Below are 11854 nucleotides of genomic sequence, written 5' to 3' on the forward strand. Positions count from 1 at the left end.
TGACTCCTTCGGGGAGGGGCTCCGAAGGCCGGAAACCGGCCACGCAGCGTCCCACCCCGTTCCGAGCAACCGGCCGCATGGGGCGCACGCAGCGGCAACCGAAGGTGGATCCATCGATGAGCGACGAGGACAAGACCACGGCACCCGGTGGCGAGCCGGCACAGCCAGGCGCACAGGACGACGCCGCACTGGCCGCCGATGCAGCACTGGACCTGCCCGAGCCGGAGCTGGGATCGGCCGAGATCAGCCCGGAGGTAGCCGCCAGCCTGTCCCTGGACCAGGTGGAGGAGGAAGCCGCCACGCTGGCGCGCGAAGCCGAGTCCACGGGCACCCTCGTTGCCGGTTCGCCGTTTGCCCACGACGGCGCCCCCGCCACGGAGCCGACGACCCAGGTTCCGCCCAGCCAGCCCTGGGCGCCGCCCACGCCCCAGACTCCCGCCCAGGCGCCGGCCCCCGCGTCGGGCATGGATTCCGGCGTGCCGCCCGTGCCTCCGCTCCCGGGCGGACCGCTCCCGGGCGGGCCCTTCCCGGGCGCTCCGGGCACCAACGGCGCTCCAGTGGCGGGTGGGCCCACCCCGTCCTACCCGGGTGGACCCGGACAGCCGCCCGCAGGCTGGGCCGGTGGACCCGGCATGCCCGCCGGACCGGGTGGACCCGGCATGCCCGGCGCACCCGGTGGAAAGCCGAAGAACACCAAACTTCCCTTCATCATTGGCGCTGCCGTCCTCGTGGCCCTGGTGCTGGCCGGCCTCGTCATCTGGCTTGCCATCTCGGCCATCGGCGGTCTGGTGCGCAACAGCACCCCGGCCTCGGACGGCACGTCCTCGCATGCCGCCACGTCCCGGTCGACCAGTTCCACCACGGACGGCTCCACGGGCGGCGGAGCCTCGGACGATGGCCTGGTCCTCGCCGATGTCACACCGCTGGATTGGATCCAGGGCGACTGCCTGCGCGGTTTCAAGGACGCCGCGACCAGTGCCGACGTGGTGCTCTGCGAAACCCCGCACAGCGCCCAGCTGGTGGCCACGTCCTTCTACAGTGACTCGGACAGCTACCCCGGCGTCGACGCGCTCAAGGCCAAGGCCACCGCAACCTGCGACAGCGTGGAACTGGTCAGCGCCGCCGACAACTACAACCTCAAGACCGCCACCGCCTACCCCTCGGAGAACAGCTGGGGCCAGGGCGACCGCCGCGTGGACTGCCTGGTCTTCGACCCCACCGGTGACAACATCACCGAGACCCTGGTGAAGCAGTAGCGGCCCCGCCGGCCCGCAAAACCGGCCACCAAGCCGGCACAGCGGAGCGGCCCGGTGCGGCGGACCACATGGTCCGCAGCCCCGGGCCGCTTCGCTGCTTCAAACGACGTGCCGCAGACTACTTGCGCGTCACCACCAGGCCGGCCGACTGGCCGCCAGCGAGGGCGTCAACGGTCAACTCGTCCACATCGGCGGCGGTGTCCACCAGGACCGTGTCACCGTCGGCGATGGTGCCGGCCAGGATCTCCCGGGCCAGCCTGTCGCCGATCTCGCGCTGCACCAGTCGGCGCAGCGGCCGGGCACCGTAGGCGGGGTCGTAGCCCGTCATCGCCAGCCAGGCGCGGGCGCCGTCCGTGACCTCCAGCGTCAGCCGGCGGCTGTGCAGGCGCGAGGCCAGCGACTGGACCTGCAGGTCCACGATGTGGGTCAGCTGGTCCACCGTCAGCGCATCGAACATCACAATGTCGTCGAGGCGGTTCAGAAACTCCGGCTTGAAGGAGGAGTTCACCACATTCATGACCGCGGCGTGCTTGGTCTTCTCATCCAGCGACGGATCCACCAGGAACTGCGAGCCCAGGTTGGACGTCAGCACCAGGATCACATTGCGGAAGTCCACCGTGCGGCCCTGGCCGTCGGTGAGCCGTCCGTCGTCGAACACCTGCAGCAGGATGTCGAAGACCTCCGGGTGCGCCTTCTCCACCTCGTCCAGCAGCACCACCGAGTACGGGCGGCGGCGGACGGCCTCGGTCAGCTGGCCGCCCTCCTCGTAGCCCACGTATCCGGGCGGGGCGCCGACCAGGCGGGCCACCGAGTGCTTCTCCGAGTACTCGCTCATGTCGATGCGCACCATGGCACGCTCGTCATCGAACAGGAAGTCCGCCAGAGCCTTGGCCAGCTCCGTCTTGCCCACACCCGTGGGGCCCAGGAACAGGAAGGATCCGGTGGGCCGGTCCGGGTCGCTGATGCCGGCCCGGGCGCGCCGGACGGCGTCGGAGACGGCCGCGACGGCGGTGGACTGGCCAATCAGGCGCGAGCCCAGCACCTGCTCCATCTGGAGCAGCTTCTGGCTTTCGCCCTGCAGCATGCGCCCGGCCGGAATGCCGGTCCAGGCCGAAATCACCTCGGCGATGTCGTCCGCGGTGACCTCCTCGGCCACCATCAGATCGGCCTTGTCCACGGATTCCTCTTCGGCAGCCGCGGCGTCGAGCTCGCGCTGCAGGGCCGGAATCTCGCCGTAAAGGACCCGTGAGGCCTGCTCCAGATCGCCGTCGCGCTGGGCCTTGTCGGCCACCGAGCGCAGCTCATCCAGCTTGGCCTTGAGCTCGCCCACCCGGTTCAGGCCGGCCTTCTCCGCCTCCCAGCGCGCGTTCAACGCACCCAGCTGCTCCTTTTTGTCGGCCATGTCCGCGCGCAGCGCCTCGAGGCGCTCCACGGAGGCCGGGTCGGTTTCGCCGGCGAGCGCCAGCTCCTCCATGGTCAGGCGGTCGACGGCGCGGCGCAGCTGGTCGATCTCCTCCGGGGCGGAGTCGATCTCCATGCGCAGCCGGGACGCCGCCTCATCCATCAGGTCGATGGCCTTGTCCGGCAGCCGCCGGCCGGGAATGTAGCGGTTGGAGAGCGTCGCGGCGGCCACCAGCGCGGAGTCCGCGATGGCCACCTTGTGGTGCGCCTCGTAGCGCTCCTTGAGGCCGCGCAGGATGCCGATGGTGTCATCCACGCTCGGCTCCCCCACGAAGACCTGCTGGAAGCGGCGCTCCAGCGCGGGGTCCTTTTCAATGCGTTCGCGGTACTCGTCCAGCGTGGTGGCGCCAATCAGGCGCAGCTCGCCGCGGGCCAGCATGGGCTTGAGCATATTGCCCGCATCCATGGCCCCCTCGGAGGCGCCGGCACCCACCACCGTGTGGATCTCGTCGATGAACGTGACGATCTGGCCGTTGGAATTCTTGATCTCCTCCAGCACCGCCTTGAGCCGCTCCTCGAACTCGCCGCGGTACTTGGCGCCGGCCACCATGGCGGCCAGGTCCAGGCTGATCAAGGTCTTGCCGCGCAGGGACTCGGGGACGTCGCCGGCCACCATCCGCTGGGCCAGACCCTCGACGACGGCGGTCTTGCCGACGCCGGGCTCGCCAATGAGCACGGGGTTGTTCTTGGTGCGGCGGCTGAGCACCTGCACCACGCGGCGGATCTCCGCGTCGCGGCCGATCACAGGGTCCAGCTTTCCGCTGCGGGCGACGGCCGTCATGTCCACGCCGTACTTTTCCAGCGCCTGGAAGGTGTTCTCGGGGTCCGGGGTGTTGACCTTGCCGTCGCCGCGGACGGCCGGCAGCGAGGATTCCAGGGCCTGGCGGGTGGCACCGGCCTTGCGCAGGGCATCGCCGGCGGCACCGGCGTCGTCGGCCAGGCCCAGCAGCAGGTGTTCGGTGGAGACGTAGCTGTCCCCCATGCGCTCGGCGGCCTGCTGGGCGTTCTGGACCACCATCAGGGTGCTGCGGCCCAGCTGGGCCTGCGCCACAGAGGTGCCGGAGGAGGCCGGCAGGGCGCGGATGGCGGTGCTGGCCGCGACGCTGACGGCGTCGGGGTCGACGCCGGAGGCCTTCAGCAGGGCCACGGCCACGCCGTCGCGCTGGTCCATCAGCGCCTTGAGCAGGTGGGCCGGCTCCACAGTGGGATTGCCAGCCGTGGAGGCATTCATGGCGGCCGATGAGAGGGCTTCCTGGCTCTTGGTGGTGAATTTGGCGTCCAAGAGGGCTCCTTTCCGAGCAGTCGAGGTAACGGATGCTTTCAAAGTTGAGTCTACTACGCTCAAGTTTGTAAATGAAGGTCTTTTTCCATTGTTTGCCGTGGGCTGAACCCTGTCTACGGCACCATGCCTGCGTCTAGGGCGTCTGCGGCTGGGTGTTCACGGCTGGATGTCTACGGCTGGAGCCGGTCTTTGTGTTCGATGAAGTTGATGATGAACTGGTCCCGGTTGGGCACCAGCTCCACGTACCACTGCTGCAGCACGTCAAAGCCGGACCAATCCGTGCCGGCGGCGGCATGCGCCGGGGGCGAATAGCGGGCCTCGAACTTGATGAAGGTGCCGTTGGCGGTGGAGCTGCCCTCGCGGAAGGAGGCCATTTCCAGGGTTCCGGCGGTGGCTGCCGGATTTTCCCTGGCGAGGCCAAGGTTGGCGGCATCTACGGCCTGCACGGCATCAAAGTACCCGTTCCACGACGGGTGCGCCGTCGCCGTCGTGAACAGCAGCGAGGCGAAGGCTGTGCGGTTGGCTGTTGCCAGCTGGTCCAGACAGGCCTGCGGGAGCTGCGCGTCCTGCCAGGGTGCCGTGCGCACCACGTCCATGCCGGCCCGCCACCAGGCGTTGTAGGCGGCCACCACCGAATCGGCCACGTCCTCCGGCGTCGCGCCTTCAAGGGCCGGCACCTCCACCGGCTTCTGCGCGTCCGCCGGGCACTGCGGGCCGCTGGGAGCCGGCGACGGCGCCGGTTCCGGCCCCTGATCGGGCGTACAGCCCGAGAGTGCCAACGCCAATGCCATCACTGCGGCCGCAGCCGCGGCCCGAATCGTCCCCATCCGGCCAGCCTAACGGCGCCGAAGCCGGCAACCCAGCCATTCACCCTCCGGCTGCCGGCCCCTCACCCAATGTCCCCACAACATTCACGGCATTCTGGCTGAATGTGTGGTTGACCAAACCGGGCCAATCACTTGGAGTTTGCATGCGCCGCCTTCTGATGTTTCTCGTTGCCCTTGTGGTGGCGTTCGGCCCTGCCGCGGCGGCGCAGGCCCATCCGGTGGGCACGACCGGCGTGCTCATCGACTTCGAGGGCGGCCACCTGGGACTGACCCTCCAGCTTCAACTGGACCAGTTGAACAAGGCCACCGGCCTGGGATTGGTGCCCGGCGGGCTCCTTCCGACGGCGGACATCGAACGGCTCGTGGCTGAAAAGGTGTCCCTCACCTCCGACGGGGCCGCCTACGCCACCGAGACCACCGGCATCCGCTACGACTCCATCAACGGCACCGATGCCCTCGTTGTGGACCTGGCCGCGGCACCTGGGGCCGGGCACGGCCCCTTCACCCTGGCCTATTCGCTGCTGACGGACACGCTCAGTGGCCACAAGGTCTATGTCTCACGCGTCGTCGACGGCAGTGAGGCCGAACTGCTGGGCGTCATCACCGCCACCCAGCCGACGCTGGCCATCGACCCGCGCTCCCAGAAGGCCAGCGTCGGGTCGATGATCGAGCACGGCATGGCCCACATCGCCGACGGCTACGACCACCTGTTGTTCCTGGCGGTGCTGCTGCTGTCGGCCCCGCTGGTGGCGAAGCGGACCTCCGCCGGGTGGCGTTGGAGCCCGCGGGCAGACAGCCTGGGCTCGTCGGTGAAGCGCATCCTCACCATCGTCACCGCTTTCACGGCCGGACATTCCATCACGCTGCTGGTCGTCAGCCTGGGCTGGTTCACACCTCCGGTCCGCTACATCGAAACCATCGTCGCCGTCTCGATTGCCGTCGCGGCCTGGAACCTCGTCCGCCCGATGTTCGCACACGGCGAGGTGGTGCTGGCGGGTGTCTTCGGGCTGGTGCACGGCATGGCCTTCGCGACGACGATCCTGGAAATGAAGCTGGACACGGCCGACACGCTGCTGGCGGTGCTCGGCTTCAACATCGGCATCGAGCTGGCCCAGCTGATCGGCGTCGTGCTGACCGTCCCGTTGATCCACGTCGCGGCCACCGGGAACCACTACCGGCGTTTCTGCATGGTCTTCGCAGTGTTTGGGATTGTGGCTTCGGCGGCCTGGACAGTGGGCATCTGGACAGGTTCGGATTCGGTGCTGACTCCGCTGTTCGACGCCGTCGCCGGGCAACCGCTTTTGTCCTACGCCGTGTTCGCGGCGGCCATGCTCACGCTGGGATTCATCCGACCAAAGACAACCGGCAAGGTGGCGTTGGAAAGGCCAACCGGCGGGACCAAGGCCAGATCCAGCGTCGCGCCTCCTGCCAGGAGATAGTTCCGTGTGATCCGTAACATCAGACGTTGGTCATCCCTCGTTGTTCTTCGGTCCACCAAGGCGTCACATCGGCTCGCTACGTTTCTCAGCGTGAATCATCAATCGCACCGAAGAACACTGACCTATCGTTCCGTTGTCGCCGTCGTGCTGGCGACAATGGCAGTCCTCCTATCCTCCGTGGGTGCCGCCTCGGCCCACGAAAGCCGTGAACACGGCGAACTTGTCCTCTCCACAACCAACGGTTCAACCAGCGGCCGCCTGATGGTGTCCAAAGAGGCCGTGTCCGTCGATGCGGCCGGCGCCTGGACCCAGGGCGTCCTGTCCGCAGGGTGCCCCCTCACCGCACGGGGCATGGACGGCGAGGACGGCGGCGCACCCGGCCTCGCCGTCGTCGAACTGGCCTTCAGCTGCGAGCTCAGCCAGGTGAACGTCGCCCCCCTGCTGAAGGCAGCCGGCATGACGACGCTGGTGGTCGAATTCGATGGCAACACCGTTGTCGCCCGGGACTCGACTCCCATCGTTGACGCGTCCGGGGCACACGCCCCGGAGTCCGCCGGCCTGGGCGGCATGCTGCCGATGGCACTGGCTTCCGCTGCAGCACTGCTCACGGCGGCCGTGGTTCTGTCCCGCAGGAAGAAGACGCCGGCAGCCGCCGCCGCGCAGACCACGCGGGCACTGCAGCCCAAGCGGTCTGGATGGGCGCGTACGGCAGTGGGCGCAGGCCTGGCCATCGTGGCCCTGGCACCGGCACTTGTCGTTCTGGCGCCCGCCCCCGCCATGGCCGCAGCACCGGGCCTGAGCCTGGCCACCGTCAACCCCAAGGTCGGGCAGCAGCTCACCTTCCACTACTCCACCGATGCCCCGGCATCCAACAACTGGGTCGGCATCTACGGCCCCAACGACACTCCCGGCCCCATCTCGGCACGGACCTGGGGCTACGCCCCCAAGGACGACGGAACGATCAACCTGGGCAGCGGCGGATTGAGCGCCGGCACCTGGAAGGCGCACTTCCTGGCCAAGGACGGCTACGCGCCGCTGACCGCACCGATCACCTTCACCCTCGCCTCCTCCACCACCACTGAACTCGTGGTCGTCAAGGGCTCGGTGTACACGGACCTCAACTCCAACGGCGTCCGCGACGCCGGCGAGCCGGGCATGGCCGACGTGTCCGTCACCGACGGCGCCAGCTGGTCCAAGAGCGGCGCCGACGGCACGTACAGCATGGAAATGGACAGGTCGCGCCGCGAGACGGACCTGGTCTCGATCGTGTCGCCGAACGGCTTCACGCCCACCCTGCGCGCCGACTCCATCCCGCAGTACTTCCGCACGGTCCCCGCCGGCCCCTCCCCCCTCACCGGGCTGGACTTCCCCCTGGTGCCGGACAAGAACGCTGCCAACCCGACCGAGAAATGGTCGATGGTCTCCGACGTCGAGGTCAGCAACACGACAGACCAGGCTGCAGCCTCTGGCCTGCCGCAGTGGACCGGGCATGTGAAGGCCATGGCTGAAAACGCCGAGACCACCATGACGATGACCACCGGCGACCTGACCGTCACCGACTACGCCGCAGAGCCCCGCCGCCAGGCCGGCTACGAGATCCTGACCAACGGCCTGAAGGACGGCCAGCTGGGCCACCCCTTCTACCCGGTGGTGGGCAACCACGACGTCGGCGGCACCGCCACGTCGGTGGGCTACGGCGGCAGCATGGAGTACTGGCGCCGGAACCTGGGACCGGAGTGGTACAGCTTCGACCGCAACGGCCGCCACGTCGTCGTCCTGGAGGACAACTACGACTCCGCCGGCCTCGCACCCCAGCTGCAGTGGCTCAAGGAAGACCTGGCCCGCCACGCCGTCGGCAAGCAGGTGCTCGTCTTCGCCCACCGCTCGCTGTTCACCAAGTGGGGTCCGGGAGCCGGCATGCAGCCGACAGTGGACGAGCTGGCCAAGTACGATGTACGACTGCTCGCCGCCGGCCACAACCAGCAGGCCGAGTTCCGCCGCGGCGCCTTTGCCCGCTCGGTTGAGATCAACAACATGGGCACCTACGGCCTCGACTCGGCCCGGCCTGACTACAAGATCCTCGACTTCTCCACCATCTATGACGACCCGGCCACGGCCGTCAACGAGGACATCGGCTACGTCGGCGGAACGCACCGCCAGTTCGGCGTGTACGACGACGTCGCCATGGTCAGCCCCGCCGCGGGCAGCACCCACGGCTTCAAGGCCGGTGTTCCGGTGCAGCTGTTCGTTGAGGATGACGGACGCACCCCGGCCACGGCGTCGGTGGTTGTCACCAAGAAGGAGAACGGCAAGGTCGTCTGGAAGAACGACACCCTCGCCTTCGGCAAGAACACGGCGCCGACCGGCATCGTCAATTGCTACACGCCCCCGGGCGGCACGCCCGAGCCCTGCCCTGCGGTCAAGACCTCCTGGACGCAGGCCGGCACCATCATCGACTCGATGACGCCGGGCAACTACATCGCGACCATGACGGCCGTCGACACCGCCGGCAAGGAGTTCCAGAAGGTCGTCAACGAGTTCGAAGTTCTCGCCGACGCCCGCGTTTCCAAGGCCATGCCCGGCCAGGACTGGCTGCGCCAAGGTGGCGGCGAGACCGGAGCATCCGCCAGCACGGACAACCCCGGCGCAAAGCTTGATCTGCGCTGGTCGGCCAACACCGGCGAGCAGTTCCACCTCAACGGGGCAGCAGTTGTCGACGGCAAGGTCATTGTCGCCTCCCGCGCACTGGATTCCGTGTACAGCATGATGCTGGCCTACGATGCCCGCACGGGCGCCGAAATCTGGCGCACCTACCTCGACGGCGACGCCGAGTCCGCTCCGACGGTCAACGGCGGCAAGGTCTACCTGACCACCGGTGTGGGACGCGTGTACGCGCTGGACACCACCACCGGCGCCGTGTCCTGGGAGGCCATCGCCAGCGAGGAGATCCACGGCAGCACCGTCCGCCGCTACGGCCGCGCGGGAGGACCGGTGAGCGTGTTCAACCTGCCCAACCGTCCCGCCGTCGCGGTCTACCAGGAATGGGACCAGGTCAAGTGCCGCAACGCCGACACCGGCGAAGTGCTGCCCGGCGGCTTCTCGGCTCCGGCCGGATGGGGCCAGTTCCACAGCGCCGCCATCCGCCAGCCCGGATCCACCACCGCCTACCTGCACTCCGGCTCCAGCCAGAGCCTGATCGGCATGGATCTGGCCACCTGTGGACGCCTGTCCTCGGTGGACACCGCGGGTGACCTGTTCAGCGATTCCACGCCGGCCTTCACGAAGCCCTCCAGCGGTGAGCCGCAGCTGGTGACGGCAACGTCCTCCGGCGTCCGGGGCCACAACCCGGCCGCCGGCGGTGCCACGACCTGGTTCGCGAAGCTGGGCACCTCCAGCGCCTGCGAGGCCGGCCCGCCGCCGGTGACCAGCCCCGCCACCTGGGGAAACATTGCCTACGTGGCAAGCATGGACGGCGCCGTGCGTGCCTACGACACGACGTCGGCCACCCCGGCAACCCCCCTCTGGGAGACCCCGCTGGGGTACCTGCCGGGCGCCAGCCCGATGGATGACCCGTGGAATGTTGCCAGCGGCTGCAAGGGCGCCGGACCGGGCTCCCCTGCCGGGCACGCACTGGCCACCGAAACCGTCGTCTACGCGGGAACGCGTGACGGTCGAGTGGTGGCCCTGGACCGCGCCACGGGCAAGCTCCTCGCCGAGTACAACCTCGGCGCGGCTGTCACCTCCGCGATGTCGGTCAGCGGCAACACGCTGTTCGCCCTCACGGACAATGGCACCCTGAACGCCCTTGTCGCCACCAAGCCCACCGGCGGCAAGAGCTAGCACCTAGGCAGCACCGCACCCTTTCGAGGGTGCGCGAGGACGGCCTCCACCAGCAGTGGTGGGGGCCGTTCCGTGCATCTGGGGCCGACACTGGTAGGAGGGCGCCGGAGCCGGTAATGTTCGACGACGGCGTCCGCTCCGTCCAGAAAGGTGCCCATGATCTACATCGACCCACCCTTCTGGCCGGCCCACGGCACGGTGTTCTCGCATCTGGTCTCGGACACATCCCTGGCCGAATTGCACGCCTTTGCCGCCGCGGCGGGCATCCCGGACCGGGCCTTCGACCGCGACCACTATGACGTTCCGGAGCGCCGCTACGCGGATCTGGTGGCTGCCGGGGCCATCGAGGTGTCAGGCAGGGATCTGGTGCGCGTACTGGTGGCCTCCGGGCTGCGCGTACGCGCCCGGCACCGCAATGCCAAGGTCCGCGCGGCACTGGTGCACCGCTGGGATTCCCTGCTGGCGGGGGCCGGCCTGCCCGGCGCTGCATCGCTGCCCGGAGCCGCGGCGCTGCGCGACAGACTGCTGGAGCGCTGGTGCGAACCCCACCGGCACTACCACGGGGCCACCCACCTGCTCGCGGTGCTGGAGGCCCTGGATCTGCTGGACCCTGCCACTCCGCCTGAGGTGGTGCTGGCGGCCTGGTTCCACGATGCCGTCTACGACGGCGTTCCCGGTGCCGATGAGGAGGCCTCGGCCGCCCTGGCCGAAGCCGCCCTGGATACAGCACTGGGGCCCTGGGGCCGGCGGCACGCCGCCGAGGTGGCCCGCCTGGTCCGGCTCACCACCACCCACTCCCCCGCCCCGGGCGACGACGGCGGCGCACTGCTCTGCGATGCCGATCTGTCGGTGCTGGGCGGCACTGACGCAGACTATGCCCGCTACCGCTCCGCAGTCCGGGCAGACTACTCCCACGTCCCCGACGACCAGTTCGCCACCGGGCGCGCCGCCGTCGTGCGCCATCTTCTGGCCCTGGACCCGCTGTTCCACACGACCCGCGGGCGGGAGCTGTGGGCCGCGGCCGCCGGGCGCAATCTGCGCGGCGAACTCCAGGAGCCGGAACTAGACTGGCCGGATGCGCCAGCCACGGATTGAAGCCCCACGCCTGCCCACCATCAACCTCGCCGAACTGGTCGAGAACACGGATGAAGAGTTCGAGTCCGGCAGCCATTTCGACGGCGTACGGTTCACCTCCACGGCCTTCGATGGCGCAGATCTGACCTCCACCGACTTCGCCGAGTGCGAGCTCATCAACGCCACCTTCCACGAGGCCGTGCTCCGTGGCGTGCGCTTCCGGGACTCGGTCCTCACCAACAGCTTCGCCCCTGTGTTCACGGCTCCGCGCAGCAGCTGGCGGGACGTGGAAATCACCGCTCCGCGCTGGGGGTCGGCGGAGGTCTACGACAGCGTCTGGCAGTCCGCCCGGATCGACGGCGGCAAGATCGATTTCCTGAATCTGCGTGGTTCCAAGATCACCGACCTGCAGATCAGCGATTGCATCATCGATGAGCTGGACCTCGGCGGCGCCACGGCAACCCGGGTGTCTCTGGTGAACTGCCGCATCGGCACACTGGACATCAACTCTGCCACGCTGAAGAACGTAGATCTGCGCAGCAGCGAGTTCCGCACCATCAACGGCCTGCAGTCCCTGGCCGGCGTCATCATCGACGACTACCAGCTGTCCCTGCTTGCCCCGCTGCTGGCCGCCCACCTGGGGCTGACCGTCATCTAGGCGTACCGAGGCCCGGG

General features: G+C 68.8%; 7 protein-coding genes. 5 read left to right on the forward strand and 2 right to left on the reverse strand.

Annotation, left to right across the window (positions count from 1 at the left end):
• Positions 1–116 precede the first annotated feature (116 nt).
• Positions 117–1256 carry a septum formation family protein gene (locus tag K254_RS25780; protein WP_051389265.1) on the forward strand — a complete coding sequence of 380 codons (1140 nt, stop codon included), beginning with the start codon at positions 117–119 and terminating at the stop codon, positions 1254–1256.
• A gap of 118 nt (positions 1257–1374) precedes the next feature.
• On the opposite strand, the gene clpB is transcribed toward K254_RS25780, so the two are convergent.
• Both clpB and K254_RS24895 read right to left on the reverse strand, forming a co-directional pair.
• On the reverse strand, positions 1375–3999 hold the full coding sequence (gene clpB, locus K254_RS0115165) for an ATP-dependent chaperone ClpB (RefSeq protein WP_026556087.1): 2625 nt from the start codon (positions 3997–3999) through the stop codon (positions 1375–1377).
• A gap of 170 nt (positions 4000–4169) precedes the next feature.
• Positions 4170–4826, reverse strand: coding sequence for a hypothetical protein (locus K254_RS24895; protein WP_155848592.1), 657 nt, complete (start codon positions 4824–4826; stop codon positions 4170–4172).
• Positions 4827–4969: 143 nt separating this feature from the next.
• Between K254_RS24895 and K254_RS24900 the strand changes: the two genes are divergently transcribed.
• The 4 genes from K254_RS24900 (at position 4970) to K254_RS0115195 (ending at position 11837) form a co-directional block, all read left to right on the forward strand.
• Entirely contained in the window at positions 4970–6265 is a 1296-nt protein-coding gene (locus K254_RS24900; protein ID WP_051389267.1) for a HupE/UreJ family protein, read from the forward strand.
• A 156-nt stretch (positions 6266–6421) separates the two neighbouring features.
• On the forward strand, positions 6422–10105 hold the full coding sequence (locus tag K254_RS23500) for an outer membrane protein assembly factor BamB family protein (RefSeq protein ID WP_196810975.1): 3684 nt from the start codon (positions 6422–6424) through the stop codon (positions 10103–10105).
• A gap of 156 nt (positions 10106–10261) precedes the next feature.
• Positions 10262–11200 carry a DUF4031 domain-containing protein gene (locus K254_RS23505; RefSeq protein WP_051389269.1) on the forward strand — a complete coding sequence of 313 codons (939 nt, stop codon included), beginning with the start codon at positions 10262–10264 and terminating at the stop codon, positions 11198–11200.
• Complete coding sequence (locus tag K254_RS0115195) at positions 11181–11837, forward strand: pentapeptide repeat-containing protein (protein ID WP_026556089.1); 657 nt, start codon at positions 11181–11183, stop codon at positions 11835–11837. Before K254_RS23505 ends, K254_RS0115195 begins: the two co-directional genes overlap by 20 nt.
• Positions 11838–11854 lie beyond the last annotated feature (17 nt).

It is taken from the genome of Arthrobacter sp. 35W (genome assembly GCF_000482545.1).
GTDB lineage: Bacteria > Actinomycetota > Actinomycetes > Actinomycetales > Micrococcaceae > Specibacter.

Excerpts from the sequence above, each read along its gene's own strand:
- K254_RS25780 (WP_051389265.1), top strand. The coding sequence starts at position 117 with ATGAGCGACGAGGACAAGACCACGGCACCCGGTGGCGAGCCGGCACAG.
- K254_RS24895 (WP_155848592.1), bottom strand. The coding sequence starts at position 4,826 with ATGGGGACGATTCGGGCCGCGGCTGCGGCCGCAGTGATGGCATTGGCG.
- K254_RS24900 (WP_051389267.1), top strand. The coding sequence starts at position 4,970 with ATGCGCCGCCTTCTGATGTTTCTCGTTGCCCTTGTGGTGGCGTTCGGC.
- K254_RS23500 (WP_196810975.1), top strand. The coding sequence starts at position 6,422 with ATGGCAGTCCTCCTATCCTCCGTGGGTGCCGCCTCGGCCCACGAAAGC.
- K254_RS23505 (WP_051389269.1), top strand. The coding sequence starts at position 10,262 with ATGATCTACATCGACCCACCCTTCTGGCCGGCCCACGGCACGGTGTTC.
- K254_RS0115195 (WP_026556089.1), top strand. The coding sequence starts at position 11,181 with ATGCGCCAGCCACGGATTGAAGCCCCACGCCTGCCCACCATCAACCTC.